The organism is Streptomyces sp. DSM 118878, assembly GCF_052936595.1.
In genome coordinates this window covers 4,805,360-4,832,167 of sequence record NZ_CP193622.1, presented here as the reverse complement: position 1 = coordinate 4,832,167, position 26,808 = coordinate 4,805,360, and the positions used below count along the sequence as shown (strand labels likewise).

The following is a 26,808-nucleotide window of genomic DNA, read 5'->3' as shown; positions in this document are numbered from 1 at the left end:
GCCCAGCGCCCCGGTCCCGCTACTTGGCGGGCGGCGTGTTCTTCTTGGCGCTCGTCCTGCTCGCCGCGCTCGTGTCGTCCGCGGGCTTCGCAGCCGAGGGCTTCGCGTCCGCGGGCTTCGCGTCCGTGGACTTGGCGGCCGTCGACTTGGCGGCCGTGCTCTTCTTCGCGGCGGGCTTCTTCGCGGGCGCGGCGGCCGTGCTCCGGGGCTCGGTGGCGAGGGACGCCCCCGTTCCGGCCGGTGCGGGCTCGGGGTCCGGCTCGACCGTCTCGGCCACGTCGAAGATGTCCTCGGCGACCTCGCCGCGCCAGGTCTTCACGGTCTGCTCGCCGTGCTCGGCGACCTCGTCGTACTTCTCGCGCGCCTTGACCGCGAGCTCCGCGGCCACGCCGACGCCGCGCAGCGCGAGGTCCTGCGCGGTCTCGCCGAGCTTCTTCAGGTCGGTGTCGATGGTGCCGAGCACCTCGGTGACCTTGGCCTGAAGGGTCTCCTGCGCCTCCTTGGCGCGGGCGGCGGCCTTGTCCTGCACGGCCTTGGTGTCGGCATTGCGGACCGCTTCGAAGCGGGACGGCGCCTCGGCGATGAGCTGCTCGACGATGGCGGGCACCTTCTTCGCCTGCTGGAGGGCGAGGTCCGCGGACCCGGCGACGAAGTAGGCGGGGGTGGTCGTGGTGAGGGTCTTGCGCAGGTCATCGGTGATGGCCATGACGATGGTCCTCCCGGATTCGCGTCAGCTGGTCCAGCCTGGTTCGGCTCGCCTCAGCCTGAGGGTGTTTGCTTCGGTCGGGCAGCACTGCCGTCGGCCGTACGGGAGCCTTCGACGGCCCCGGTGTCCACATCCGCGTCGTCCGCGAACTGATCCGCGTCCCCCGCGGTTTGATCCGCATCGCCCGCGGGCAGATCCGCGTCACCCACGGACTGATCCGCGTACGCCTGGGGGGTCTCGAAGCCGTTCTCCTTGCGGAACGACTCGTAGATCTGCAGCAGCACCTGCTTCTGGCGCTCGTTGATGGAGGGGTCGGCGAGGATGACGGCGCGCGTCTCCAGCTCATCCCGCTCCTTCTCGTCGAGGATCCCGGCCCGCACGTACAGCGTCTCGGCGGAGATCCGCAGGGCCTTGGCGACCTGCTGCAGCACCTCCGCGCTCGGCTTGCGCAGACCACGCTCGATCTGGCTCAGATACGGATTGGACACCCCGGCGGCGTCGGCGAGCTGCCGCAACGACAGCTGCGCGGTGCGCCGCTGCTCGCGCAGATACTCGCCGAGATTGCCGACGTTGAGTGATGCCATGCCCCGATGGTGCACCACCCTTGCTAACTATTGCAAGCGCCTGCTTGCAAAAGTGCGCTAGGCCACGTGAGACGGAGCGCTTCAGTTGGCCCCTGCGCGCTTTTCCTGGCCCGTTGAGCATGGTGGTCGGCCCACGGGATGGGCGTGGGCGGCGGCGGGGTCACGCTTTGGTGGTGGACGTCGCTCTTGCCCGGCGGGGCGGTGCCGGAGTTGCCGGCAGCTCTCGGAGCGCACGGAGGGGGGAGCAGAAGACCGGGAGGAAGGCGCCGGCCAGGCACGCCGCGCCGGCCCACACGACGATGCGTACGTTCGCGGCCTCACCGAGGAGGCCGCCCAGGGCGGAGCCGATGGCCAGGGCGCCGGTGAGCAGGAAGCGGAAGGTGGCGTTCATGCGGCCGAGCAGCGGGTCCGGGGTCAGGTGCTGGCGCAAGGTGACGCCGAGGACGTTGTCGATGCCCGTCTTTGTCATGGCGGCCAGCCATCCGGCGCCGGCCACCCACAGCCACGGACCGGTGTCGACCAGTGCGATGGCCGGTGCGGCGGGTACGAACCACAGCCCGGCCAGGGCCAGGGTGCGGCCATGGCCGAGACGGGCGGCGAGGGGGCGGGCGAGGCGGGCACCGAGCAGGATTCCCAGGCCGCCGGCTGCCCAGTACAGGCCCAGCGCCGAGGCGGGCAGGCGCAGTTCGCGGGTGAACAGCACCGGCAGCATGGCGTTGATCATCTGTGCGCCGAGGTTGGTGAGGGTCGCGGTGAGCGCCAAGGGCCGCAGCTCGCGTGTGCCAAGGACGTGGCGCAGCCCTTCCGTGATCTCGGTCCGTAGCCGTCGCTTGGCGGTCGAGGTCTTCGTGTGAGCGTGGTGACGGGCGATACCGGTGAGGCCGCAGGCGGAGGCGAGGTAAGCGAGGGCACCGCCGAGAATCGCCAGGGGCGCCGTGAGGATTTGGACCATGAAGCCGCCGGCGCCGCGGCCGACGATGTTGGCGCCCGCCATCAGGCTGACGATGGCGGCGTTCGCCGGCATCAGGCGTTCGCGGCCGACCAGTTCGGGCAGGACGCTCTGCGAGCCGACGTCGAAGAATACGGTGGCGCAGCCGGTCAGCAGTACCACTGCGTACAGCTGTGGCAGCGAGAGCACGCCCAGCCACCAGGTCAGCGGAATCGAGGCGAGCAACACCGCGCGAGTGGCGTCGGCGGCCACCAGTAGGCGGCGACCGGGCAGGCGGTCCACCCACGCGCCTGCGGGCAGTCCGATGAGCAGGAAGGCGGCGGTGGAAAGCGCAGCCAGCGCCCCGGCCTGGCCGGGGCCGGCGTCGAGCGTGGTGACAGCGAGCAGGGGTATCGCCACATAACCGACGTTGCTGCCGAGGTGGCTGAGAGCGCTTGCGGCAAAGAGTGTGCGGAACGCGCCCATGCGCCACGGGGAATCTGGTGCTTCGGTCATGCGGCGTACGATGCGGGACCCTGTGCGGCTCTCCATAGAGATTTACGCTGAGCTAAATGATCGAGATCGAATTCGCCATGGAGGACGTGGCCCGCACCCGCTTCGCGATCTCCCCGCTGTGGGAGGTGGTGGCAAGCGTCCGGGTACTCAAGGGTGCGGACGCACACGGCCTGCACCACCCCTGGGCGGAACAGGTGCGCCCGCGGCTGGCGGCGGCCGGTCTCGACCTGAGCCCGCTGTTCGACCTCGTCCCGATGCCCGGGCGCTCGCCGTGGGCCAGCCGCGTCCCGGGGTTCATCTGCCCGCCGCCCACGACGCCGCTGCCGTCGCTGGACATCGAGCTGGCCACGGTGCGGGCCATGCCTCCGGCGCTTCTGCACACCACGGCCGAGGTGCCGGAATCACGGATGGCAGCTCTGCGCGGCAATCCGGCCGCCGAGCTCGCGCGGCTGGCAGAGGCGATCGAGGCGTACTGGGAGCTGGCGCTGGCCCCGTACTGGTCGCGCATCCTCGCCCTGCTGGAGGGCGACATCCGCTACCGCGCCGACCGCCTGGTCGCCGGCGGCACGCAGCACCTGTTTACCGACCTCGACCCGCAGGTCAACTGGGCTCAGGGCACCCTGCACCTGGAGCACCGCACCGTGCGCGGAGCACGTCGGCTCGACGGCCGGGGCCTGCTGCTGGTGCCCTCCGCCTTCGTCTGGCCACGCGTCTTCTCCGTGCTCAACGAACCGTGGCAGCCCTCGCTGCGCTATCCACCCCGCGCCGTCGGCACGCTCTGGCACACCCGACCCGCGACCGCCCCCAACGCCCTGGCGGGGGTGCTGGGCCGCTCCCGCGCGATGATCCTGACCGAGCTGACCGCCCCCGCGTCCACCACCGAACTCGCCCGCCGCACCGGCCTGACCCCCGGCGGCACCTCCCAGCACCTCACCGCCCTGCGGAACGCCGGGCTGGTCAGCGCCCACCGCGCAGGCAGGCAGGTCCTGTACGCACGCACCCGAGCCGGCCAGACAGTGACAGAGGCCGCGGAGTCGGGCCCATCTCCATCCGCTGCGGCCACGCAGACCCAGCACCCACAGGCCGCGGGCGAACCTCAAGGGGCCGACCGCGGTACTCAGCCGGGCCAACTCAACCGCTCAGGGGCCGGCTGAAGCGCTCAGTCACACCACGCCGCTCCCCCGGTCGGGGGTTCGCGGCGGGCGTTCGCTCCGCGGCAGACTGTCGACGACCAGGTCGTAGGAGTGCTCGACCACGTCGTTGATCAGCCTCTTCGTGACACCCGGGCCGGGTCCCAGCGAGATCCAGTGCCTCTTGTCGAGGTAGCGGCCCGGGGCGATCGAGGAGTGGCCGCGCTCCAGGGCCCGCGCGTGCTCCGGCTCGCACTTGACCGTGATGATCTGCTCGTCCGGGTCGTCGGTGACGATCAGGAACACCTTGCCCCCGACCTTGTACACGTCGAGTCCGGGGCTGAAGGGACGGCCGTGGCTGACGTCGGGGAGGGCCAGGGCCGCCGTGCGGGCGGTGTCCTGGAGGCGGTCACCGGCCGCGCTCATCGGGTCGCCCGCGTGTTGGTGCCGTAGGAGGTCTGTGGGGTCTGTGGGGTCTGTGGGATCTGTGGGATCTGTAGGGTCGATCCGTTCATGAGCGGCTTCCTTCTCTCAGGTGGTGGTCGCGGGCCGGGGCGTCGACCACGGACGCGGACGGCATCCACCACTCTCCCCCTGACGCGGACAAAACGGGCGGCAAGCCGCGCGCGGGTGGACCACAGGCAGACCGCGCGCGGGTGGACCACAGGCAGACCGCGGGCAGGCCGCGGGCAGGCCGCGGGCAGACCGCGGTTCCGCTGTACGGTTTCCAGCCCCCGGTCGGGCTCCACCGCTCGCTGAACGACTTCTCCAGTTCGATGACTCTCAGCGCAGTTGCTCGGCCAGTCCGACGATGATGCCCTCCGGGCCGCGGACGTAGCAGAGCAGATAGCTGTCCTCGAACCGGGCGATCTCGCCGACCAGTTCGGCGCCGTGAGGGCGCAGGCGGGCGACGGTGTCCTCCAGGTCGTCGACGGCGAACATGACGCGGTGCGTGCCCAGAATGTTGTGCGGCCGATCGCGTGGCCCGTCGCTGATCGCCGCGGGACTGCGGTACTTCGCCAGTTCGAGCCGGCTGTGGCCGTCCGGGGTCCGGACCATCGCGATGTCACAGTGGACGCCGTCGAGTCCGGTGCACTGGTCGGCGACCAGGCCCTCGACCTCCGTCCTGCCCTCCAGCTCCATACCGAGCTCCACGAAGAACGCGATGGCGGCCTCCATGTCCTCGACGACGATGCCGACGTTGTCCATCCGTTGAATCGCCATGCTGGTTTCTCCTTCTTCCTCGTACGGCCGGTGGCGGCCGTTGACGTGGCTCTCGCGCTTGGCGCTCAGGATGGCTGGACTTGGTCGAAGAGGGCGAGGGCTTCGGCGGGGTCCGGGCTCACGAGTCGTTCCAGACCGGCCGTCGTGATCTTCGACCACCTGCCGGCCCGTGCCCACATCCGCTCCTCGAAGGCGCGAACGGCCTCGTCCAGGTCTTCAGCGCCGGTGTGGTCGGCGTGGTCGGTGTGGTCGGCACGGTCGGTGTGGCCGGCGGTGATGGATTCGGCGAGTTCGGCGCCTTCCAGCATCGCGAGGTTCGCACCCGCCCCCAAAGGGGGCATCAGGTGGGCGGCGTCGCCCAGGAGCGTCACCCCGGGGACGTGGGTCCAGGTGTGGGACTCGGGCAGGACGTAGAGGGGGCGGTGGACGAAAGCGGTGCCCTGGCGGAGGAGGTCCAGGACGGGAGCCGCCCAGCCGTCGAACAGGGCCAGCAGGTCCGATCGCACCGCCTCGGTGTCGGTGACGGGGTGGGCGGTTTCGGCGTCGGCGTCGACCGGGGCGCCGGCCGCGTCCACGTTCGCCTGCCGGTCCAGCGGCATCCGGAACTGGGCGTACACCTTGACGTGGCCGCCGCTGTTGCGCTGGGCGACGAGCGCTCGGTTCACGCCGTACACAGCCAAGGAACCGTCGCCGATCAACCGGGCGAGGTCGGGGTGGCGGGTGTCCACGTCGTCGAGGGAGGTCTCGACCAGCGTGACGCCGGTGTAGTGCGGCGTCACCGACGAGACCGCCGGGCGGGTCCGCGACCATGCGCCGTCCGCGCCGACCACGAGGTCGAACGTCTCCTGCCGCCCATCCGCGAAATGGACCAGTACGCCGTCCCGCCCACCCGGCACCACCCGCGTCACGCCCCGGCCCCACTGGACGTCGAGAGGACCGAGCAGCAGGTCACGCAGTTGTCCGCGGTCGATCTCGGGATTGGCCCGGTCGCCTGGACGGGGTCGCCAGTCGCGCAGAACGGTTCCGTCCGTGTCCAGGATGCGCATGGCCTGCCCCTCGGGGCGGGACAGCGCCTGGAACTCCGCAAGGAGACCCGCCTTCTCCAGCGCGAGCTGACCCAGCCCCTCGTGCAGGTCCAGCGTGCCGCCCGGAGGACGGGCGTCGGGGGCGGGGTCGCGTTCGAGGATGGTGACGGGGTGGCCATGGCGGTGCAGGACATGGGCGAAGGTAAGGCCGGCGGGGCCGCTGCCGACCACTGCGATGCGACGTCTCATGGCGATACACCGTATTTCCTCGATACACTGTATCGCAACAGTACGATGTGTCCATGACTGTGTGGGACCGGCCGGAGCCGCCGACTCGCCCCGTGTCGCTCGACCGGGAGCGGATCGTCGCCGCCGCCATCGCGCTGGCCGACGAGGGCGGTCTTGAGGCAGTTTCGTTGCGCAAGGTCGCCGCCCGGCTGAACGCCGGCCCGATGCGGCTGTACGGATACATCTCCACCAAGCAGGAGCTGTTCGACCTCATGGTGGACGAGGTCTACGCCGAAATCCTTCCCGAGCCCCTCCCCGAGGCCCTCCCCGAGGCCCTCCCCGAGGAGCAGCCCGGTGACTGGCGGGAGGCGCTGCGCGCCCTCGCCCACCGCACCAGGCAGGCCGCCCTCCGTCACGAATGGCTGGCCGACCTGCTCGGCGGCCGTCCGGCTCTGGGCCCGAACGGCCTCGCCGTGGCCGAGTCCACGCTGGCCGCCCTCGACGGCCTCGCCGACATCGACACGGCCATGCGCGCCGTGGAGACCGTCAGCTCCTACTTCACCGGCGCGATCAGGCGCGAGATCACCAACCTGCGGGCCGAGCGGGCCACCGGCCTGTCCCAGCACGACTGGCAGCGCGCCTCCGGCCCGCATGTGACGAAAATGCTGGCCACGGGACGCTTCCCGGCGCTGGCCAAGGCCGTGCACGACGGCACCGACGTGGACGCCGAGACGTCCTTCGCGACCGGCCTGGACTGGGTCCTCGACGCCGTGGCGGCCAGACTCACCCAGCCGCCGGCGTGACGCTCGGCTCTCGCCGAAAGCCCCTCGCCTCGTAACCGACCGGTAGGCACGTGGGGTTCGTACGCCGCTGTCGGCTGCTGCCGGATGCTGCCGCACGCCCGCTGCCGTCCTCTGCCGCACGTCCGCTGTCCCCCACGTGAGCCACACGCAAGTGCGCTCCCGGGGGTGACGATTCCGGATCGCCGCTTCCATAGCGTTCAGCCATGGCCATCGGGCCCAGAAACCAACGGCCCGGGAACCAACGGCCCGGGAACCAACGGCCCAGGAACCAACGCAGTTACCGGAGCCACCGGACTTTCCCCCCACTCTCCTTTCTCCTTGGAGTTCGTCATGATGCGCACCATCAGGGCAACCACCATGGCCGCACTGTGCTGCGCCGTGGCCGGCGCGGGCCTCGTCGCCTGTGACGAGTCGGCCACCGAGAAGGCCGCCGACAAATCCATCGAAGACGCCGTCGAGGAATCCGTCGACGAGTCCGTCGAAGACGCCGTCGGCGGACCCGGCGGTGACACGTTCTCCGGAGCCAGGAAGATCAAGGTCGGAGACCTGTCCGTGAACGTCTCCTGCTCCGGCAAGGCGGCGGCGAAGGACCGGCCGGTCGTGCTGCTGCTGGCCGGCGCGGGCGACGGCCTCGGCAAGGTGGCCGGGCTCCAGAAGACCCTGAGCAAGGGGGCCAAGGTCTGCTCCTACGACCGGCTCGGCGAAGGCGTGAGCGACAAGCCGGCCGGCGTCCAGCACCAGGCCGACATCGCGAAGGTCCTGACCGCCGTACTCGACCGGGTCGCCGGTGACGGCCCGGCCGTCCTGGCCGGCCACTCCCTCGGCGGCCTGATCGCCGCCCGGTACGCCCCCGACCACCAGGACCGGGTCAAGGGCCTGGTCCTGCTGGACGCCACGGTCCCGGAGTTGAACGCCGGCTTCTCGAAGGTGATCCCCAAGTCGGCCACCGGCCCGGGCGCCGAACTGCGGGCACAGGCCCTCGCGGCCAACAGCGGGGAGAACCCGGAGCGGCTCGTCATCGAGGACGCGAAGGTGGCCTCCGCCGGAGACATCCCCGTGGAGATCATCAAGCACGAGAGCCAGTACGCCGAGGTGCCCGAATACGGGCCCGCCCTGGAAGAGATGTGGTCCAAGGGCCAGAAGCAGTGGCTCGGACTCTCCTCCCGCAGCAAGCTCACCACCGCCGCCAAGAGCGGCCACTACATCTACGTCGACCGGCCCGACCTCGCCGTCGCGGCTGTGCGGCGCGTCATCGCACAGACCAGCCACTGACGACCTGCGCTGACAGGTCAGGTGCGGTCCACCAGCCCGGTCGGCCCGGTCAGCCCGGTCAACCCGGTCGGCCCGGTCAGCCCGGTCAACCCGGTCGGCCCGGTCGGCCCGGTCAACCCGGTCGGCCCGGTCAGCCCGGTCGGCCCGGTCGGCCCCGTCAGTCCGGTCAGTCCGGTCAATCCGGTCTCTTTGAGGAGTCGAGTACACATGAGGTTCGTCTGGCAGTTGCTGACCGTCCTGGCGGTCTCCCTCGTCGGCGGTCAGTGCGTCGCCGCGGTGGAGGACTCCCCGTGGCTGCAACTGGCCGCCGGCACCCTGGCCGCCGTACTCGCGGTCGTCGCCTACGGGTGGGTGGTACGGCGTACCGAGCACCGCCCGTCCACGGAGGTGTCCCGGGAGGGCGCCGCCCCCGCGTTCGGACGGGGGCTGCTGATCGGTGTGGCGATGTTCAGCGCCGTCGTCGTGAACCTCTTCGCCGCCGGGCACTACGAGGTCGACGGCCTGGCGTCGCCGTCCGGCGCGGCAGGGCTGTTCGGCTTCATGGCCGCCGCGGCCGTGACGGAGGAACTGCTGTACCGAGGCGTACTGTTCCGGTACGTCGAGCAACTCACGGGCACCTGGATCGCGTTGACGCTCACCTCGCTCGTGTTCGGCGCGTCGCACCTGTTCAACCCGAACGCCAGCCTGGTGGGCGCGCTCGCCATCGCCATCGAGGCCGGCGGCATGCTCACCGCCGCCTACGTCGCCACCCGCAGGCTGTGGGTGCCGATCGGCGTGCACTTCGGCTGGAACTTCGCCGCGTCCGGCATCTTCAGCACCGAGGTCTCGGGCAACGACACCCCGCAGGGCCTCCTCGACTCCGCGACGTCGGGCCCGGTGCTGCTCACCGGCGGCGACTTCGGCCCTGAGGGGAGCGTGTACTCGGTGCTGTTCGGCGTGCTGGTGACGATCGCGTTCATGTGGCTGGCCCACCGGCGCGGCCGGCTGGTGCCCCGTCGCCGTGCCGACCGGGTCCCCGCCCCCACTACGCTCGTCCGGTGATCGAACTCCGGAACGCCGCCCGAGCCCGGCTGGGCCAATGGCCGGGCAAGTGGCGCCGGTTCGATGTGACGGCTTGGTACGTCCTGCTCGGCCCGCTGATGATGGCCGCGTCGTTCGTACCGTCGATGCAGAACCACGGCACGCAGATCGGCGGCGTGCCGGGCCGCTCCTTCGACGCGCTGGCGGTCGTGGCCATCGCCCTCCAGTGCCTACCCCTGATGGTGTGCCGAAGGTGGCCCGTGGCCTGCGTGGCCCTGGTGTCCCTGGGCTTCGCCGCCGACCAGCTCCGCGGCTACCACTCACTGGCGGGCACCGGCCTGGCCCTCGCGCTGCTGGGCGCCGGGTCCCGGCTGGAACGCCACCGGCGCGTCACCGCGCTGACCCTCTCGACGGCGTACGTGCCGCTGGCCGTCGCCCTCTCCCAGGTCGGTTCTGGTGAACCGGCGGGCGAGTTCGTACTGTTCTACGCGGCGACGGCCCTGGTGTGGGGCATGGGAACGTGGCTGCGCTCCGTCCGGCTCGCGGAGGCCGAGCGCCGGCGCCACGTCGCCGAGGAGACCCGCACCGCCGAACGCACCCGTATCGCCCGCGAGCTGCACGACGTGGTCACCCACCATGTGACGGCGATGGTCGTGCAGGCCGAGGCGGCCCGCTACCTGACCGCCTCGCCCGAGCGCCTCGACCAGACCCTGACCGCCGTCACGGACACCGGCCGGCAGGCCATCAGCGACCTGCGCCACCTGCTCGACCTGCTCAACCCCGATCACGGCACCCACCACGGCACCGGGCACGGCAACAGGCACGGCACCGGCCTCGGTACCGTGCGTGGGGCAGGCGCGGCGGAGGGCAGGGCGCCGCACGTCGGGCGGGTCGTCACGCTGGTCGAGCAGACGCGCAGAGCGGGACAGCCGGTGGAGTTCACCGAGGCGGGCACCCCCGCGGAGTCGACCGGCAGCGCCGACCTGGTCGCCTACCGGGTCGTGCAGGAGGCCCTGACGAACGCCCTCAAGTACGCCCACGGCATCCCGACCTCGGTCCGGGTCCGCCACGGCGAGAAGGAGATAACCGTGGAGGTCAGCACCGAGGCGCTCGGGCCGCGGGCGGTGTCCCCCGGCGGCAGCGGGCGGGGCCTGGCCGGTCTGCGGGAGCGGGTCGACGTCCTGGGCGGCGAGTTCAGCGCGGGCCCGAGCACGGGCGGCGGCTTCGTCGTACGAGCACGCATCCCCTCGGGGAGCCCGTCGTGAACGCAGGAAAGCCGCCCGTGGCCGGCAGCGCCCCGCACACCGGCAGCGCCCCGCATACCGCCAGCGCCCCGCCCACCGCCGGCTCCGCGCCGATCCGGGTCCTGGTCTGTGACGACCAGGCGTTGATCCGCACCGGCCTCGTGACGATCATCGACGCGCAGCCCGACATGGAGGTGACGGGCGAGTGCGGGGACGGGCAGGCCGCCATCGACCTCGTCGGGCGGCTGCGCCCGGACGTCGTGGTGATGGACATCCGCATGCCGGGCCTCGACGGCATCGAGGCCACCCGCGTACTGGCCGGCGCCGGAGTGCCGCACCCCGTCAAGGTGCTCGTGGTGACGACGTTCAACCTGGACGAGTACGTCTACGAGGCGCTGCGCGCGGGCGCGAGCGGCTTCCTGCTCAAGGACGCCCCGCCGGACCGGCTGCTGCTCGGCATCCGGACCGTGGCCACCGGCGCGGCACTGCTGGACCCCGAGGTGACGCGCCAGCTCGTGGGCAGGTACGCCACCCGGATCAGGCCCGCCGATGGCGGCGCGACGCGGGATCTCCCGCTCACCCCCCGGGAGTTGGAGGTGCTGCGGCTGATCGCGGACGGCCTGTCCAACACCGAGATCGCCGCGACGCTCCTGATCAGCCGGGAGACCGTGAAGACCTTCGTGTCCCGCATCCTCACCAAGCTCGGCCTCCGCGACCGCGTCCAGGCCGTCGTCTACGCCTATCGCCAGGGCCTGGTCACCTGAGAGCCTGCGTCACGGCACCCGCCCTCCCGTTGAGGGCCCAGCGCCCCCAGCGCCGCGTCCACCGTCCGCCGCAGCTCCTCCGCGTCCGCCCCGGCCCGGGAGCGCAGGTTCACCCCGTACGCGAGGAGCGCGAGGATCTCGGCGGCGGTGTCGACGTCCGTCGCGGGGCTCAGCTCGCCCTCCGACCGCGCCACCGCGAGCGCCGTACGCAGCGCTCCCCGCAGCCGCTCGTGATGGTCGTCGAGCAGGGCCCGCACCTCGGGGTCGTCCCGTTCGCCGCCCGCGTGCGCGTTGACGACCATGCAGCCCCATCCCGCGTACGGGCCCGTGCAGCGCAGTTCGACGAGCCCCGCGAAGAACTCGCGGATCGTGGTGAGCCCCCGGCCGTCCTCGGCCACGAAGCGGAACGCCCGGTGGGAGTGGTCGCGCAGGTAGCGGCGCAGGGCGGCCTGGTACAGCTCCCGTTTGCCGCCGAACGTGGCGTACAGGCTGGAGCGGTTGAGTCCCGTCGCGGTCGCCACGGCCTGGATGGAGGTCGTGGCGGCGCCCCGCTCCCAGAAGAGCCGGACGACGCGGTCGAGCGCCTCGTCCGGGTCGAAGTGCTTGATGTCGGCCACGAGTTGGACTCTCCCACGTTCTTGAAACGGTGATTCCAAGATACCCCTTGACGGCCCCTCGGCGCCTCACCATGCTGGACACACCGAGCAACCTGGAACGAACGTTCCAAGTTCACTCACGGAAGTTCACTCACGGAAGGCCCCCGCGCCATGACGCTCAGAGACGACCTCCGCGATCTGTACGAGAACGGCCACCGCAAGCTTCCCACCGACGTCCTTGAGGTCATGGACCGCGGCGCCGCCGAACTGCTCGCCACCCGCATCGCCGAGAGCGCCCTTGGCACCGGGGACCGGGCGCCCCGCTTCACCCTCCCCTCGGCCACCGGCAAGGAGGTGTCGCTCGACGCCCTGCTGGCCGAGGGGCCCGTCGTCCTGACCTTCTACCGCGGCGCCTGGTGCCCCTACTGCAACCTCGCCCTGCGCGCCCTCCAGCAGCACCACGACGACATCACCGCCCGCGGCGCCCGCCTCGTGGCCGTCTCGCCGCAGATCCCCGACGAGAGCATCTCCCTCACCGAGAAGGAGGGGCTCGGCTTCGACGTCCTCAGCGACCTCGGCTCCGACGTCGCCAAGCAGTACGGCATCGCCTTCGACCTCTCGGACGAACTGGGCGCCCTCTACAACCGGCTCGGCTTCGAGCTGCACCGCGTGAACGGCGGCCACGCCCGCACACTGCCGCTGCCCGCCACCTACGTCATCGACCCCGCGGGCGCCGTCCGCTGGGCGTTCGTCGACGCCGACTACTCCGTGCGGGCCGAGCCCTCCGACATCCTGGCCGCGCTCGACTCCCTCGCCGGACCGCCGCCGAAGGCGGACCACCGGTAGTCACCCGGTCACCCGGTCACCCTGTCATCCGCTCACCCGCTCACCCGGTCATCCGGTCATCCGGCGCCGAATCGGAGGATTCCGCCCCGGCCCCGGCGGGAAACGGCGAGGATGGACGGGACCGTCCGTCCATCCGTCCGTCGCCGGCACCGGGGGAAGCCACCATGAACCGTCCGCTGCGGCACATAGCCGTCTTCTGCGGAATCCTCACACTGGCCCTGCTGCTGCGGGCGACCTGGGTGCAGTTCGCCGAGAACAACAAGCTGGCCAACCACGAGAAGAACCGCCGCGTGCAGATCGAGGCCTTCTCGCACCCCCGCGGCGACATCATCGTCGGCGGCAAGTCCATCACCGGCTCGAAGAAGACGTCGGGCACCGACTTCGAGTACAAGCGGACCTTCACGGAAGGACCGATGTACGCGCCGGTGACGGGCTACTTCTCGCAGGCCCAGGGCGCCACCTTCCTCGAAGGCGTCCACAACGGCATCCTCAGCGGCAACGACGACCGGCTCTTCATCAAGCGCACCCTCGACATGCTGACCGGCAAGAAGCAGCAGGGCGGCGACGTCGTCACCACCATCGACCCGAAGGCACAGAAGGCCGCGTACGACGGCCTGGTGAAGCTGAACGCCAAGGGCGCGGTCGTCGCGCTCGACCCCCGCACCGGCAAGGTGCTCGCCCTGGCCAGCACCCCTTCGTACGACCCCTCGTCCTTCGCGGGCATCTCGGGCGACGAGGGGCGCGTCTTCGAGCGGCTCGACAAGCGCAAGGACAAGCCGCTGAGCAACCGGGCCCTGCGCGAGATCTACCCGCCCGGCTCCACGTTCAAGATCCTCACCGCTGCCGCCGCCCTGGAGCACGGCGTCGTGACGGACATCAACAAGCCGACCGGCGCCGAGACCCCGTACAAACTGCCCCTCAGCTCCACCCGCATCGGCAACGACGTGCCCGACTCCAACTGCGACAAAGTCTCGCTGAAGACCGGCATGCAGTGGTCCTGCAACAACGTCTTCCTCGACATCGCGGACAAGGTCGGCAAGGACAAGATGCGTGAGACGGCGGAGCAGTTCGGCTTCAACGAACAGCAGTACGTCCCCGTACGCGCTGTCGCGAGCAGGTACCCGACGGACCTCGACAAGCCGCAGACCGCGCTGACCGGCATGGGCCAGGGCAGCCTGTCCAGCACCCCGTTGCAGATGGCGATGGTCACCGCGGGCCTCGCCAACGACGGCAAGGTCATGAAGCCGTACATGGTCGAGGAGTTGCGCGGCCCCGACCTGTCGACGATCGAGAAGGCCGAGCCCGACGAGCTCAACCAAGCCGTCTCCGAGGACACCGCGGAGTCGGTGCAGGAGATGATGGAGAACACCGTCGAGAACGGCACCGCCAACAAGGCGAAGATCCAAGGCGTCACGGTCGGCGGCAAGACCGGCACGGCGCAGCACGGCGCGGACGTCAACGACGAGCGGCCGTACGCGTGGTTCGTCTCCTACGCCAAGGTCCCCGGCGGCGACGACGGCGAGTCGCCGGTCGCCGTCGCGGTCTTCGTCGACCCGTCCAACATGGACATCCCCCGCTCGGAGATCGCGGGCGGCAAACTGGGCGCGCCGATCGCGAAGGCGGTCATGGAGGCGGTCCTGGAACGGTGACGCCCCCGCCGGGCGGTGACCTGTGAGCCGCCGGGCTCATGTCCCGCGCTCCCAGGGGAGCGGCCTGCTGTGCAGGACGTCCAGGCGGGAGACGGCTCGCGTCAGCACCACGTACAGGCGGTGCAGCCCGCGCCGCTCGGCCTCCGCGATCTCGGCGGGCTCGACGGCGACGACATGGTCGTACTCCAGGCCCTTGGCGACCGAGGCGGGCAGCACCGTCACGCGTGCCCCCGGCTCGTCGGGGTCCGCCGCCTCGATGCCGGCGGCGGCGAGGGCGGCGCGCAGCCGCCCGGCCGCTCCGTCAGCGGCGATGACGCCGACGGAGCCCTCCCGCTCCAGCGCCGCGCGTACGGCCCCGACCGCGGCGCTCAGCACGTCCGGCACCTCGCGGACGGTCAGCTCCCCGTCACCGCGCATCGAACGTGCGGGCGGTACGTCGACGTCCAGTTGCCCGAGCAGCCGGTTCGCGAGCCCGATGATCGCCCGGGGCACGCGGAAACCGGTGGTCAGCGGGGTGACCTCGGCCTCCGGCTTCCCGAGATGGCCGAGCAGCTCGGGCCAGCCGCGGACGGCCCAGGGCGTCGTCGCCTGCGCCAGGTCGCCGAGTACCGTCAGCGAGCCGAAGTCCGCCCTGCGCGCGATGGCCCTGCACTCCATCGGCGAGAGGTCCTGCGCCTCGTCGACGACGATGTGCCCGTACCCCGCGGGCCGTTCGAGCAGCCCCTCGATCTCGTCCATCAGCACCAGATCGGCGGCGGTCCACTTCGCCGACTTGTACGAGCGCGGGGGCCGCGCCCAGCCGATCGCCCGCTGCTCCCCCGCGTCGAGGACGCCGTCCGCCGCCTCGGCCAGCGCCGCCGGGTCGGCGAGCAGCCCCGCGAGGACCTCGTCGGCCCTGACCTTCGGCCAGCTCCCGTCGACGAACGCGGTGACGGCACGCGCCCCGGAGATCCTCCGCAGCCAGGTGTTGTTACGGGGCCCTGAGCGCCGCTCGGCCTGCTCCTGCACGAGGCGCACGGCCCGGCTGCGCACACGCTCACGCCCCGTGGCGTACGGCGGCTCCTCGCCCCGCACGCCCTCGACGACGTCCGCCAGTTCGCCGAGCGGCACCCGCCAGCGGTACGAGCCGTCGGGCACCGCGAGCTCCTCGGTGGGCGGCATGACCCGGGAGTAGAGCGCTCGGCGCAGCACCTCGGCCATGCGGGCGTCGTGCTTGACGACCGCGGCGGCCTCGTCGTCCCGCGCGCGCACGGGATGCCGCCCGACCTCGTCGGCCACGGTGGACTGCCGCACCCCGCTCTCGCCGAGCGAGGGCAGCACCTCCGCGATGTAGCGCAGGAAGGTGCGGTTCGGCCCGAGGATGAGCATCCCCGAGCGCCGTACGCGCTGGGGGTGCGTGTAGAGCAGATACGCCGCCCTGTGCAGCCCCACGGCGGTCTTGCCGGTACCGGGGGCGCCCTGGACGCAGAGGGAGGCGGTGAGTTCTCCGCGTACGAGGTCGTCCTGCTCCGGCTGGATGGTGGCGGCGATGTCCCGCATGGGGCCGACGCGGGGCCGCTCTATCTCGCGGGCGAGGATGCGGCTGCCGCGCGGCGGCTGCGACTGTGCCTGCGCCTGTGCTTGTTCCTGTGCTTGTTCCTGCGCCTGTGCTTGTTCCTGCGTCTGCGCCTGCTCCCGTTCCCGTTCCCGTGACTGTGCCGCCCGGTCCTCCTCGCCGAGGGGTTCGTCCTCCATGCCGGTGAGGTCGGCGGAGTCGCCCTTGCTGCCGGGCGCCCAGCCGAACCGCCGCCGGACGGCCACGCCCTGCGGGTCGCGGGCGCCGGCCTGGTAGAACGCCCGGGACACGGGCGCCCGCCAGTCCACCACCAGCGGCGCCGCCGCGGGGTCGTCGGTGACGCGCAGCCGCCCGATGTAGTACCGCTGCCCCTGGTGCTCACCGGCCCCCGCGTCCCCGAAGTCGAGCCGCCCGAAGAACAGCGGCGCCTCGGGAAGCTCCCGCAGAGCTTTGGCGTGGCTCCGGAACCGGTACCCGAGGACTTCGGCGTCGGCCCCCGAAGCGGACACGTCGACGCCGGTCACGACCTGCTCGTCGGCGCCTTCGATCATGCCGTGGAGGGCGGCGCGGCAGATGTCGTGATAGCGGCGCTCCTGGGCGAGGGCTGCCGTCTCGGGCTCGGGCTCGGGCTCGGGCGTCGAGGGGTGGGGGCTCATCGCGGTGCGGACGCTCATGGACCCGAGACTAGCGCAACCGGGTAATGTTTGTAACGCAGTAACGTTTATATCCGAGTAACGCTTGCGCCTCGGTTACGTATGTGACTCAGTAACGCCGAATAACGTGACCGAGTCTCACCGAATAACGTGACCGAGTCTCACCCGGCCTAGACTCGCCCCATGACTACGGGCACCAGCACGGGCACGGGCACGAGCACGGGCACCGGCACCGGCACCGGCGGCCACTCCACCGGCCCCGGCCTGCGCGAGCGCAAGAAGGCGCAGCGCTACCAGGCGATCTCCGAGGCGGCGATCACCCTCTTCCTCGACAAGGGCTACGACAAGGTGTCCGTCGCGGAGGTGGCAGCCGCGGCCGAGATCTCCAAACCGACCCTCTTCCGCTACTTCTCGTCCAAGGAGGACCTGGTCCTCCACCGCTTCGCCGACCACGAGGACGAGACCGCCCGCGTGGTCGCCGACCGCCCCGCCAAGCGCCCCGCGCTCGACGCGCTGCAACGCCACTTCCTGGACGGCCTGGAACGCCACGACCCGGTGACCGGACTCAACGACGCCCCCGGAGTCCTCTCCTACCTGCGGCTCCTCTACGGCACCCCGGCCCTGGTGGCCCGCCTGTACGGGTACCAGGGCCGCTCCGAGGAGGCCCTGGCCGACGCACTGCTCACCGCGCACGGCGGCAACGCCCTCGAAGCGCGCCTCGCCGCCGGCCAGATCGTGGCCGTACGGCGGATCCTCGCGGAGGAGAACATGCGCAGGATCAAGGCGGGCGAGAGCGCGGACGAGGTGTGGCCGGACGCGGTGACATCGGCGAACAGAGCGTTCGCCCAGCTCAGGTCGGGGCTGGCACGCTATGCGTGAGAACGCGCGCGCCACGGACCCACTCGGGGGGCGCTCAGGAGGCGTTCGCGTCGCCCAGTGGTGACGCGACCTCCCACAGCGTGTCGAAAAGCCACTGCCGCTGCGTGACCTTCTCCCACGCCTCGGCCCCCGAAGCGGAGTGCCAACGCCGCAGGACCGTCTGGTAGCCCATGAGGTCGAGGACCTGCCGCTCCGGGGGCGTCGCCGCGGGCTTCCGCACGACCTTGTCGTAGATGCCGTCGAACAGTTCCTCACGGTTGATCAGGCAGAACTTCAGCAGCGGTGTGATGCGCAGGACCCGGAAGTCCGTCCGCAGCTCCGCCCGGCCGTCGTGGCGCAGACTCCGCGTGAGGCTCTCCATGTTCCGCGCGTGCTCGTGGACCTTCTCGAGGAGCAGCGCGCGGAACCGCGGATCGTCCACGGCCTTGCCCTGCTCGTCGAGCATGCCGGGTATCGCCATCGGGGCGGTGAAGTCCGGTACGAGTATCCGGATGACGACCTCGTGCCGGGCGCCGTCATCGAGCGCCTCCAGGCTGCGGCTGACCGGATACAGCACCGTCTCGCCGGTGAACCCGATGGCATCGATCCGGGTCTGCCTGACCTTCCTCGCGGCCAGGGCCCGGTCGAAGTACTGCCGCAGCTCGGTGGTCCGCACCTCGTCCTTGGCCGCGGGACGCAGGGCGTCGTTCAGCCGCCGCACCTCGGCGTAGAGGACGTAGGCGACCAGGCTGAGGAGGGCGCCGCCCAGAAAGGCCTTGCCCTCCAAGGCATCACCCACCGGACGCACGAACTGCGCGACGAGACCAAGACAGAACACCCCGAGCAACGCCAACTTGGTCACCGCGCTCTCGGCACTCGCCCAGCGTTCGGCGCCCCACGCCCGTACCGTCCGGCCACGGCCACTCGCCATCAAGGCCCCCTCGTCGCGCACCCGTTGGCTATCCGCCCCACGGCGGGGGACCATCGTGCCCACGGCGGGGTGGATCAGGAAGGGGCCTCATGAGGAGACCCGAGGAGGTCGAGCAGCGGCCGCAGGGACGGGAGGACGAGCTTGGCGCCGGCCTCGTGCAGGAGGTCGGCGGCCCGGCCGTCGGGCGCGTACCCGAGGAAGGGGACCTCCGCCTTCTCGGCCGCCGCCACGTCGGTGACCGTGCCCCCGATCATCAGTGTGTCGCCGGGCTCGGCCGCCAAGGCGTCCAGGGCCCGGTTCAGCGGGTCGGGGTCCGGCTCGAACAGGCCGGAACCGCCTGAACCGCCCGTACGGCCGTAGACGTGCGGGCCGAAGGCATCGGCCAGACCGTGCCGGTGGAGGTACGCGTGGACGGCGCGCGGTGAGTTGTCGGTGACCACGGCCATGCGTACGCGCCGCCCCCGCAGCTCACGGATGAGCGTGTGGGCGCCCGGGGTGGGCGGGGCGGTGTGCGCGGCCGTCGCCTCGCCGGCCGTGAGGAGCGCCTCCAGGTCGGCGACCAGGCCGGCGACCAGGCCGGGGTCCTGGAGCTGCCCGGTTCCGCGCAGGGCGTGCACGGCCCGCAGGATGTCGCGCGGGTCGCCGGACCCCTCGGCCTCGGGGGGCAGCAGCCCGAGGGCACCGCGGTCGCTCACCATCTTCCGGAGGTCATCGGCGACGCGCTCCGACGCCCCGGCCGGGAAGAGCGTACAGATGGGCCCATCGAAGTCGAGGAGCACGCAGCCGCTGCCGGGTGCCTCCAGGAGGCGGCCCACCTCGGTCAGCTCGGCCGCCCACCGATCCGCCACGGCGTCGCCACCGCCGTCCGGCGCGTCCACCACCCCACGATTCCGTACGCCGCGATCCGGTACGACCCTCGCGGCAGGCTGCCCCAGCGCCCGGCCGAACGGCCCCGCGCACCAGTCGCGCAGCGCCCGCTCCGCCTGTTTCCGGTCCGGCACCACGTCCAGCTTCAGGGGCTCGGCGGCGCGCAGCAGCGCCCGGCAGACCTTGGACGCCGCGTCCGCGTAGTCCTCGGCGGCGGGTTCCCAGGGCAACGTGGTCAGGGCGAGCGCGGCTCTCATGATGTCCGGGAAGACGGACTGGGCGTACTCGAAGTCCAGGTAGGCGGGGAGATCGGTGGCCATGCCCGCCGTCATGCCGCCGTGGCCCGCGCGACGCATCGCGGCGGCCCACAGCGCCGTCATCCGGATCTGCTCGTCCTTCTCGTAGTCCATGCGTACGAGGTGGGTGGCGAGGTCGTGCAGCGGGTCGCCGTACGAGGCCAGCTCCCAGTCGATCACCGCGAGCCTGCGGCGGTCGACCACGATGTTGGCGCGGTGCACGTCCGTGTGGAGGAGGCAGAAGGGGCGGGGGGTGAGCGGCGGGCGGTCCGGATCGTCGCGGAAGTTCCGCATGACGTCGGCGTGGACGCCCACGTCACTGAAGAGCTCCTCGAACCGCCAGCGGTTCGGCCGGTGCACCTTCTCCTCGGCGAAGTCGACCAGCCAGTGGAGGAATTCCTGGCTCCGCGGGGACTCCGGCCAGTCGTCGGGCCGGGGCGGCAGCTCCTCGACGGGCACGCCGGCGGTCCTGGCGAAGAACGCCGCGAGTTCACCCATCAGCGCCTCGCCGACGGGCTCGCCCGGGGCCGCCTCGGAGAGCGCGCGTCCCGCCCGGTAGGAGTGCAGCGACCAGTCTCCGAAGTCCCGCAGGCAGCGCGGCACTTCTCTGAGGTGCCGGCTGACCACGGCGAGCAGCTCAGGTTCGCTGGGCCAGATGCGGGGCACCACCTCCACGACCTCGCGCGGCATCCGGCATTTGACGCGGGCCCTGAACGGCATCGTGCCGAGCAGCAGGGCGAGCGTGAAGCCGAGGGGCACGACATGGTTGACGTTGTGGTGACCGGCCATGACCTCACGGTCCGGGTGGTCCCTGTGCGAATCGGCGAGGCGTCTGATCAACTTCTCGCGGCGACCGCTCTTCGGCGCCTCGTGGGGGAAGCGAGGCGGGGGTGACGGCATGAGCGCAGAGGGTATCGAAATCGGGCAGCCGATCTTGCTGGTTGCCGCATTGTGAACATGGGCGCGCCGCGGACCGCCGCGTTTTGTCCGCCGGCCGCGGTCCCCCGAAAGGAGGCACTCACGCCGTGCTGGGGGCCCCTCTGTCCCAGAGCCGGTCCAGGACGGGGCGCCAGTCCGGTACGAGGGCGTCGGCGCCCGCCTTCCTCAGCAGGGTCGCTTTGCGCTCGTTCCGGGCGAAGCCCACGAAGTGCACGCCGGCCTCCCTGGCCGCCCGGAGGTCCGAGGGGGTGTCGCCGACCATCACCGTCTCGGCGGGGGCCGCGCCCAGGGCGTTCAGGGCCCGGTACACGCAGTCCGGGTGGGGCTTGAGCCGGTTCAGGTGCCGGGTGCGGCCGTAGATGTGCGGTGCGAAGCAGCCCGTCAGGTCGCGGCCGTCGAGGTAGCGGGCCACGGTCTGCGGGGAGTTGTTCGTCGTGATCGCCAGGCCGACGCCGACGGCCGACCAGGTCCGTATGACCCGGTCGGCGTAGGGGGTCGGCCAGGCGCTGGCCACCGCGTTCAGCTCCTGCCGGGTCAGCCTCTCCTCCAGCTCGGTCACGACGTCGCTGCCCGGGTGCCTGGCATCGACGGCGCGCAGCACCTCGAACGGGTCCCGTTCCTCGCGCACGCCGTCCGTCAGGAGGCCGTGCAGGCCCCGGGCGGCCAGCCAGTGGATCTGCGTTTCGGCGATCCGCGGCGCCGAGTGCCCGGCGAAGAGGCGGCAGACGGGGCCGTCGAAGTCGAGGAGGATGAAGCGCGCCCGGGCGATCAGCTCCCCCGCCGCCTGAGCCTCCGCCGCCACTTGCTCCGCATGTGCCGCTTCGGACCGCATCGAGTCGGAATTCATTTAAGAGAGTGTCAGGTCCGAGGTGATGGTTGCCCAGAGGGCGTCGAACCACTTCTGGGATTCGTCCACGAACGTGGCGTCGCGTGAGGCCGGGCCCGCCTTCTCGAAGGAGAACAACGGGGCCACGATTCCCCCGGCGTCGTACATGTCCATCGCCTCGACGTCACCCCTGTCGTCCAGCAGCACCTGCTCCCGCCCCAGCGTGTAGTACGCCAGCAGCGCCTCCCGGCCGTTCACCAGGTACAGCTTCACCGGGGTCGTGAACGGCAGGGCGCGGAACTGGACGGAGACGTCGATGCCGTGGGAGGAGCGCAAGGCGCGGAGGTTGTGGCGCAGGACCTGGCCCTGGGCGTTGCGCTGGGCCAGCCAGCGCCGGTGGAGGCGGTCGGTGCTCGTGGGGTCGGCTTCGACCGGTACGGGGAAGGCCAGCGTGATGTCGCTGCTCGGCAGCAGGATGCGTACCGCGATGGAGTCCGGGCGGATGCGGCCCTCGTGGATCAGGCGGACCGGTTCCCCGAGGGCGACCATCAGGGTCTCGGCGGTGTAGGACACGACGTCGATCCGCACCTGCGGCTCCGCGAACGCCGCCGCGAGGCGTGGGGCGAGCGCGACCATGGACGGCTGCGGGCCCCGGCTCGCGGGTGCGGGCCCCGCCTCGGCGACCCGCGGCGGGCTGCCCTTGCTGACGTTGGACAGCAGGCCTTCGCTCTGGAGCTTCTTCATCGCCTGCCGCACGGCTCCGCGCTCCACGCCGAACTCCTCGGCCAGCTCGGCTTGGGTCGGCAGGCGGTCGCCCGCTCTGAGCTCGCCGGCCCGGATGCGTTCGCGCAGGGTGTCGGCGATGTCCTGGGGTGAGAGTTTTCGGCTGCCGTTCACTGCAACGTTCTCCTGGGTCACCACCAAACGATACAACTGGCGGCCATCTTGCGGGAGTTGTACGGGAGTTGTTTATTCCGGCTTACCAAGCGGGACAACTGAGTCAGAGTTGGTTGCCAACTGACTCAAGATGGCTCAAGGAGGCACCACCATGCCCGTCATCGCCCTCCTCGCAGCCGTGGCCGCCGTCGCCGCCGAACAGCTCGTGCAGTGGAAGTACGGCCCCATGGGCATCGCCGGCCTCCTTCTGCTGACCATCGGCGTCAAGGCGAAGAGCCCGGCCTGTAGCTCGATCGGCGCCGGGGTCCTCGCCCTGATGGTGACCGGTCCCGCTCTCTGACCACCGGTCTCTGACCACCGCTCTCTGACCACCCGTCGGCCAGGGCCTGCACTCAGCCCGCCAGGTGCAGGTCCTGGCTGATCGTGTTCCACAGCGCGTTGAACCACAGGTGGGACTGTTCCACGAACGTCGTGTCCCGCAGCCCGTCCCCCTGCTGGAAGGGGAAGAGCATCGACTGCGTGCCCTGCGCGTCGTACATCTCCAGGGATTCCTCGCCGATCTCCTCGCCCCGCTTGGTCAGCGTGTAGTACGCGAAGAGCGCTTCCGCGCCGTTGAGCAGGTACAGCTTCACCGGCGGCGTGAACGGCAGAGCCCGGAAGTGCACGGACACGTCGATGCCGTGCGAGGCGCGCAGCGCGAGGAGGTTGTGGCGCAGGACCTGCCCCTGCGCGTTGCGCTGGTCGAGCCACCTGCGGTGGACCTCGCCGCCCTCGTCGTCCCGGTCATCGACCGGCGCGGGGAAGGCCAGGTCGATGGTGCGGCTCGGCAGCAGTACCCGGACGTCGACCTTGGCCGGTTTGCGCTGCCCGGCGTGGATCTGCCGGAGCGGTTCGCCGATCGCCATGGTGAGCGAGATGGACGTCAGGCACAGTGCGTCTATCTCCACGTGCGGCGCCTCGAACGCCGCCGCGATGCGTGGCGCGAGCCCCACCATCGTCGGCTGCGGGCGCACCCCGCCGGCGTCGGTGAGCGCACGCCGGGGCGCCTCCGCGACCGTGGCGGGGCTGCCCCTGGACACGTTGGACAGGAGCTGCTCACGGTGCAGTATCCGCAGCGCCTCCCGGACGGCACCGCGCTCGACGCCGAACTCGTCGGCCAGCTCGGCCTGGGTGGGCATGCGCTGCCCGGGCCGCAGCGACCCGGACCTGATCCGGTCGCGCAGCGCCTCCGCCACCTCGTGGTGAGAGCGCGAGCGCCTCTTGTTCCCGTTGACCGGGACGTGGTCCGTAGTCACAACCAAACCGTACAACTTCGCGCCATCTTCCGGGAGTTGTCGGGAAGGTGGTTATGAGTCGACTGTCGCGGAGATAACCCAGGAGGAGTTGGTAGCCAACTTGGGCCACCTGGTCAGACCCTTCCGGGCTTGGCCACCACCCCTCGGCAGTCGCCGCGAAGTCCCGCCGCTGGCCGCCAGTTGGTCACCAGCCGAACGGGGTCCGCCACCCCGATCCCGAAGGAGGAACGTCATGCCGCTCATCGCCATCGTCGTCGCCGCCCTCGTCATCGGTTTCGAGCAGCTCATCCAGTGGAAGTACGGGCCGCTGGGAATCATCGGCTTCGTGCTTCTCACCGTGGGCATCAAGGCCAGAAGCACCAAGCTGAGCGGAGCCGGAGCCGCGCTCCTGATCCTGCTCCTCGCCCAGTCGAACTGAACCGGGCGAACCACAGACCCGGTTGACCGGGCTCCCATCCGGAGGGGAGCCGGGAGTTCGGTCAGCCGCTGATGAAAACGAGCCCCGGCTCCCGGCTACGGGGAGCCGGGGCTCATGTACTCGCCACCGGCGCACAGGGCTCGTCGGCCTCCGACGGGCAGACCTCAGAAGATGTCCGGGCACCACGGCCGCCGTGACGTGCGGAACAGCGTGTCCGCCAGCGCCGCCGCGCCCGCCCGCTCCTCCGCCGCCCGGCCCAGCGCCACCAGCCGCGCCATGGAGCCGTCACCGAGCCACATCTGCCCCAGCTCACCGATCCCCAGAGCGAGATCGGGCGCGTCTCCGGTCGGCGCGCACCGTGCGGCTCCGTCCGCCGCGGCCTCCAGGCGGTAGCGGCCGCCCGCGAGCCCGCCCGCGTCGGCGACCTCCAGGACGAGCGTGCCGGTACCGGCGTACGTACGCGCCTCCAGGGCCCGTACGACATCCAGGACGCGCACCCAGAGCCAGTCGGCATGCGTGGTGACCCTGGCGGCGCGCGGGTCCGGCAGGAGGTCGGGGAGCACGTCGTCGGGGGCGCGGTGGCCGGACTCGACCGAGACGACCTTGTCGATCGAGCAGACGTAGTGCCACAGGGCGCGCTCGGCGGCGGGCGTGGTGGTGGTCGTACCCAGTACGGAGACGGAGTTGACCGGCAGCCTGGACGCGTCGTACCGGCTGCTCGTCGAGCGGTACGCCATGAGACCGTCGACCGTGCCGGAGGGCGAGCGGTAGAGCGCGTAGAACGGCTCCTGCCACGGGAACTCGGCGGTGGCCTGCTGCCCGGTGTTCCGCAGCCACCACGGTTCGTCGCGGTCGATTGCGCCGTGCTGGACGGCGCGGAAGCGGTCGTACAGCTCGGGGCCCAGCTTGCGCACGTCGTGGCCGTCGACGAGGTCGATGCGGGCGCCGGCCTCGTCGGGTCCCGACCAGCGGGGGTCGAGCCCCGCACGCGGTACGTCGACCGTCCACTCGGTGGTCGAGGTCGCGGGCCCGAAGCCGTACCGCCCGTAGATCCGGTGCTCGGAGGCGATCAGCGTGGCGACCACGGCGCCGCGCTCCTTCGCCGCCGCGAGGTCGGCGGTCATCATGCGGCTGAGGATGCCGCGGCGGCGGTGCGTGGGCGCGACCGTGACCGCGGTGACGGCGTGGGCGGCCACAGCGGCGCCGCCCACGGCGGTGAGCTCCTGCGGATAGGAGCGGTACGTGCCCACGCAGCGCCCCCGGTCGAAGGCGCCCCGCAAGGTGTCGATGTCCTTGCGCGCGCGGGCGTTGGCGATGGCCTCGTCCGACATGGCCGCCAGTGCATGGAGGAACCCGGCCTGGACGGTCCGCAGCCAGACCGGTAGTTCGGCGTCGGTGACCGCCCGTATCTCGATGTCGTCGCTCATGCGCCCACGCTAGGCAGCCGGCCGTCCGCACCGCACGTGGTTTGCGCCCCGGCCGCCCGGCCGCCCGGCGTGTGCTCACACCAGCAGGTCGTCCACCTGTGCCTCGCCCTCGCGGTAGCGCCGGGTGATCTCCGCGCTGCAGTCGTCGGCCGTGCGCTGGAGGAGCTGGCGGCGGCGCGACACCTGCTGTTCGTAGCGGACGAGGCGGCCCATGGCCGTGTGCAGCTCCTCGTCCGTGCGCGCCGCCAGGTCGGAGAGCTCGACCTCGGCGAGCATGTCCGTGGCGAGGCGGCGGTACTCCTCGCCGTGCGGGGTGCCGAGCGTGACGTGGCGTGCCGACGAGCGGTGCCGGGCCGGGGCGTCCGCGAGGATCTCCGAGAGCCGGTCGACGACCGCCGCGTCGGGCGAGGACGCCAGCGGATCGCTCGGGTCCTTCCGGCGCGCGAGCTCGGCCCGCAGGATGTCGATGCGGCCCTGGAGCAGCCGCCGTACGTAACTGAGGTCGGCCTCGTCCTGCTGCGCCGCCCTGCGCAGCCCGCGGAGCTCGCCGAGGCGCCGCGCGGCCAGGTCGATCTCGGGCACGTCGGGCAGCCGGGGGCCCGCCGTGCGCTGTGTGGGCGGACGCGCGACCGTCGTGCGCCGCAGCGAGATGATGCGCCCGGGCGCCTGCCCTGCCTCTGGTGTGCTCATGTGCCTCTACCCGTCCCCTCGACCGGCCGACGCGGTGCACCGCGTCGATGCATCGTGCCACTCGAAGTGGCCGCTATGTGAGCGAGTGCCCGGAATCGGCCCCAGATGGGGGGATGCCGGGCTTCCGAGGGCCGGGGCGTGCCGCGGTACGGGGCACGGCATGATGACCGTATGCGAGCTGTGGTGCAGAGGGTCGACGGCGCGAGCGTGGTCGTCGAGGGCGAGGACGGCCCCGAGACGGTGGGCGAGATCAGCGGCGAGGGCCTGTGCGTCCTGGTGGGCGTCACGCACGACGACACCAAGGAGAAGGCCGCTCAACTGGCCCGGAAGCTGTGGACGCTGCGCATGCTGGCCGATGAGAGATCGTGCAGCGACATCGACGCGCCGCTGCTGGTCATCAGCCAGTTCACGCTCTACGGAGACGCCCGCAAGGGCCGCCGCCCCACCTGGAACGCGGCGGCCCCCGGCGATGTCGCCGAGCCCCTGGTCGACGAGGTGGTCGCCCGCCTCCGCTCGCTGGGCGCGACGGTGGCCACCGGCCGCTTCGGGGCGCAGATGCGGGTGGGCCTGACGAACGACGGGCCGTTCACCGTCCTGCTGGACATCTGAACCGCCCGCGCC

At 71.5% G+C, this 26,808-nt stretch carries 28 protein-coding genes; 12 read left to right on the top strand and 16 right to left on the bottom strand.

Annotated features, from left to right (window positions below; all coding sequences use genetic code 11):
* Window positions 1-19 precede the first annotated feature (19 nt).
* From ACRAKF_RS21525 to ACRAKF_RS21515, 3 genes are all read right to left on the bottom strand, one after another.
* On the bottom strand, window positions 20-706 hold the full coding sequence (locus ACRAKF_RS21525) for a hypothetical protein (RefSeq protein ID WP_447038883.1): 687 nt from the start codon (window positions 704-706) through the stop codon (window positions 20-22).
* A 53-nt stretch (window positions 707-759) separates the two neighbouring features.
* Entirely contained in the window at window positions 760-1,290 is a 531-nt protein-coding gene (locus tag ACRAKF_RS21520; protein ID WP_447038881.1) for a helix-turn-helix domain-containing protein, read from the bottom strand.
* Between the two features lie 160 nt (window positions 1,291-1,450).
* Window positions 1,451-2,734: an MFS transporter gene (locus tag ACRAKF_RS21515; RefSeq protein ID WP_447038879.1), complete on the bottom strand. Its 1,284-nt coding sequence runs from the start codon at window positions 2,732-2,734 to the stop codon at window positions 1,451-1,453.
* A gap of 56 nt (window positions 2,735-2,790) precedes the next feature.
* Between ACRAKF_RS21515 and ACRAKF_RS21510 the strand changes: the two genes are divergently transcribed.
* On the top strand, window positions 2,791-3,888 hold the full coding sequence (locus tag ACRAKF_RS21510) for a DUF5937 family protein (protein ID WP_447038877.1): 1,098 nt from the start codon (window positions 2,791-2,793) through the stop codon (window positions 3,886-3,888).
* Window positions 3,889-3,897: 9 nt separating this feature from the next.
* Here the strand turns inward: ACRAKF_RS21510 and ACRAKF_RS21505 are convergent, their stop codons facing one another.
* The 3 genes from ACRAKF_RS21505 to ACRAKF_RS21495 form a co-directional block, all read right to left on the bottom strand.
* Window positions 3,898-4,290 carry an MmcQ/YjbR family DNA-binding protein gene (locus tag ACRAKF_RS21505; RefSeq protein WP_447038875.1) on the bottom strand — a complete coding sequence of 131 codons (393 nt, stop codon included), beginning with the start codon at window positions 4,288-4,290 and terminating at the stop codon, window positions 3,898-3,900.
* A gap of 357 nt (window positions 4,291-4,647) precedes the next feature.
* Window positions 4,648-5,088: a VOC family protein gene (locus ACRAKF_RS21500; protein WP_447038874.1), complete on the bottom strand. Its 441-nt coding sequence runs from the start codon at window positions 5,086-5,088 to the stop codon at window positions 4,648-4,650.
* Between the two features lie 65 nt (window positions 5,089-5,153).
* Entirely contained in the window at window positions 5,154-6,362 is a 1,209-nt protein-coding gene (locus ACRAKF_RS21495) for an FAD-dependent oxidoreductase (RefSeq protein WP_447038873.1), read from the bottom strand.
* A gap of 53 nt (window positions 6,363-6,415) precedes the next feature.
* Between ACRAKF_RS21495 and ACRAKF_RS21490 the strand changes: the two genes are divergently transcribed.
* Entirely contained in the window at window positions 6,416-7,144 is a 729-nt protein-coding gene (locus tag ACRAKF_RS21490; RefSeq protein WP_447038872.1) for a TetR/AcrR family transcriptional regulator, read from the top strand.
* Window positions 7,145-7,474: 330 nt separating this feature from the next.
* Window positions 7,475-8,416: an alpha/beta fold hydrolase gene (locus ACRAKF_RS21485; protein WP_447038871.1), complete on the top strand. Its 942-nt coding sequence runs from the start codon at window positions 7,475-7,477 to the stop codon at window positions 8,414-8,416.
* 17 nt (window positions 8,417-8,433) lie between these two features.
* Here the strand turns inward: ACRAKF_RS21485 and ACRAKF_RS21480 are convergent, their stop codons facing one another.
* Window positions 8,434-8,595: a hypothetical protein gene (locus tag ACRAKF_RS21480; protein WP_447038870.1), complete on the bottom strand. Its 162-nt coding sequence runs from the start codon at window positions 8,593-8,595 to the stop codon at window positions 8,434-8,436.
* A 28-nt stretch (window positions 8,596-8,623) separates the two neighbouring features.
* Here ACRAKF_RS21480 and ACRAKF_RS21475 point away from each other — a divergent pair, with 28 nt between their 5' ends.
* The 3 genes from ACRAKF_RS21475 (at window position 8,624) to ACRAKF_RS21465 (ending at window position 11,444) form a co-directional block, all read left to right on the top strand.
* Window positions 8,624-9,457 (top strand): CPBP family intramembrane glutamic endopeptidase, encoded by an 834-nt coding sequence (locus ACRAKF_RS21475; protein ID WP_447038869.1) that lies wholly within the window; start codon window positions 8,624-8,626, stop codon window positions 9,455-9,457.
* A gap of 98 nt (window positions 9,458-9,555) precedes the next feature.
* Window positions 9,556-10,701, top strand: coding sequence for a sensor histidine kinase (locus tag ACRAKF_RS21470; RefSeq protein ID WP_447042091.1), 1,146 nt, complete (start codon window positions 9,556-9,558; stop codon window positions 10,699-10,701).
* A gap of 92 nt (window positions 10,702-10,793) precedes the next feature.
* Window positions 10,794-11,444 (top strand): response regulator, encoded by a 651-nt coding sequence (locus ACRAKF_RS21465; protein WP_447042090.1) that lies wholly within the window; start codon window positions 10,794-10,796, stop codon window positions 11,442-11,444.
* On the opposite strand, the gene ACRAKF_RS21460 is transcribed toward ACRAKF_RS21465, so the two are convergent.
* A complete protein-coding gene (locus ACRAKF_RS21460; RefSeq protein ID WP_447038867.1) occupies window positions 11,420-12,061 on the bottom strand; it encodes a TetR/AcrR family transcriptional regulator in 642 nt (213 codons plus the stop codon). The genes ACRAKF_RS21465 and ACRAKF_RS21460 overlap by 25 nt on opposite strands.
* A gap of 150 nt (window positions 12,062-12,211) precedes the next feature.
* On the opposite strand from ACRAKF_RS21460, the gene ACRAKF_RS21455 reads away from it, so the two are divergent.
* Together ACRAKF_RS21455 and ACRAKF_RS21450 are read left to right on the top strand one after the other, a co-directional pair.
* On the top strand, window positions 12,212-12,886 hold the full coding sequence (locus ACRAKF_RS21455) for a peroxiredoxin-like family protein (protein ID WP_447038865.1): 675 nt from the start codon (window positions 12,212-12,214) through the stop codon (window positions 12,884-12,886).
* A gap of 164 nt (window positions 12,887-13,050) precedes the next feature.
* Entirely contained in the window at window positions 13,051-14,535 is a 1,485-nt protein-coding gene (locus tag ACRAKF_RS21450; RefSeq protein ID WP_447038863.1) for a peptidoglycan D,D-transpeptidase FtsI family protein, read from the top strand.
* A 36-nt stretch (window positions 14,536-14,571) separates the two neighbouring features.
* Here the strand turns inward: ACRAKF_RS21450 and ACRAKF_RS21445 are convergent, their stop codons facing one another.
* Window positions 14,572-16,746, bottom strand: a complete 2,175-nt coding sequence (locus ACRAKF_RS21445) for a HelD family protein (RefSeq protein WP_447042089.1) — start codon at window positions 16,744-16,746, stop codon at window positions 14,572-14,574.
* A gap of 180 nt (window positions 16,747-16,926) precedes the next feature.
* On the opposite strand from ACRAKF_RS21445, the gene ACRAKF_RS21440 reads away from it, so the two are divergent.
* Window positions 16,927-17,622 carry a TetR/AcrR family transcriptional regulator gene (locus tag ACRAKF_RS21440; RefSeq protein WP_447038861.1) on the top strand — a complete coding sequence of 232 codons (696 nt, stop codon included), beginning with the start codon at window positions 16,927-16,929 and terminating at the stop codon, window positions 17,620-17,622.
* Between the two features lie 34 nt (window positions 17,623-17,656).
* On the opposite strand, the gene ACRAKF_RS21435 is transcribed toward ACRAKF_RS21440, so the two are convergent.
* The 4 genes from ACRAKF_RS21435 to ACRAKF_RS21420 form a co-directional block, all read right to left on the bottom strand.
* A complete protein-coding gene (locus tag ACRAKF_RS21435) occupies window positions 17,657-18,532 on the bottom strand; it encodes a hypothetical protein (protein WP_447038859.1) in 876 nt (291 codons plus the stop codon).
* Window positions 18,533-18,606: 74 nt separating this feature from the next.
* Window positions 18,607-20,595: a phosphotransferase gene (locus tag ACRAKF_RS21430; protein WP_447038857.1), complete on the bottom strand. Its 1,989-nt coding sequence runs from the start codon at window positions 20,593-20,595 to the stop codon at window positions 18,607-18,609.
* Between the two features lie 118 nt (window positions 20,596-20,713).
* The gene (locus ACRAKF_RS21425; protein WP_447038855.1) at window positions 20,714-21,481 is read right to left on the bottom strand and encodes an HAD family hydrolase; all 768 of its coding nucleotides are present in this window, start codon (window positions 21,479-21,481) and stop codon (window positions 20,714-20,716) included.
* Window positions 21,482-22,384 carry a winged helix-turn-helix domain-containing protein gene (locus tag ACRAKF_RS21420; protein WP_447042088.1) on the bottom strand — a complete coding sequence of 301 codons (903 nt, stop codon included), beginning with the start codon at window positions 22,382-22,384 and terminating at the stop codon, window positions 21,482-21,484.
* Between the two features lie 124 nt (window positions 22,385-22,508).
* On the opposite strand from ACRAKF_RS21420, the gene ACRAKF_RS21415 reads away from it, so the two are divergent.
* Window positions 22,509-22,697: a hypothetical protein gene (locus ACRAKF_RS21415; protein ID WP_447038853.1), complete on the top strand. Its 189-nt coding sequence runs from the start codon at window positions 22,509-22,511 to the stop codon at window positions 22,695-22,697.
* Between the two features lie 52 nt (window positions 22,698-22,749).
* Here the strand turns inward: ACRAKF_RS21415 and ACRAKF_RS21410 are convergent, their stop codons facing one another.
* The gene (locus tag ACRAKF_RS21410; RefSeq protein WP_447038851.1) at window positions 22,750-23,652 is read right to left on the bottom strand and encodes a FadR/GntR family transcriptional regulator; all 903 of its coding nucleotides are present in this window, start codon (window positions 23,650-23,652) and stop codon (window positions 22,750-22,752) included.
* A 232-nt stretch (window positions 23,653-23,884) separates the two neighbouring features.
* On the opposite strand from ACRAKF_RS21410, the gene ACRAKF_RS21405 reads away from it, so the two are divergent.
* The gene (locus ACRAKF_RS21405) at window positions 23,885-24,070 is read left to right on the top strand and encodes a hypothetical protein (protein WP_447038849.1); all 186 of its coding nucleotides are present in this window, start codon (window positions 23,885-23,887) and stop codon (window positions 24,068-24,070) included.
* Window positions 24,071-24,234: 164 nt separating this feature from the next.
* Here ACRAKF_RS21405 and ACRAKF_RS21400 read toward each other — a convergent pair whose 3' ends face one another.
* Both ACRAKF_RS21400 and ACRAKF_RS21395 read right to left on the bottom strand, forming a co-directional pair.
* Entirely contained in the window at window positions 24,235-25,497 is a 1,263-nt protein-coding gene (locus ACRAKF_RS21400; protein WP_447038847.1) for a GNAT family N-acetyltransferase, read from the bottom strand.
* 75 nt (window positions 25,498-25,572) lie between these two features.
* Entirely contained in the window at window positions 25,573-26,187 is a 615-nt protein-coding gene (locus ACRAKF_RS21395; protein ID WP_447038845.1) for an RsiG family protein, read from the bottom strand.
* 171 nt (window positions 26,188-26,358) lie between these two features.
* Here ACRAKF_RS21395 and dtd point away from each other — a divergent pair, with 171 nt between their 5' ends.
* The gene (gene dtd / locus ACRAKF_RS21390) at window positions 26,359-26,796 is read left to right on the top strand and encodes a D-aminoacyl-tRNA deacylase (RefSeq protein ID WP_447038843.1); all 438 of its coding nucleotides are present in this window, start codon (window positions 26,359-26,361) and stop codon (window positions 26,794-26,796) included.
* Window positions 26,797-26,808: the final 12 nt, after the last annotated feature.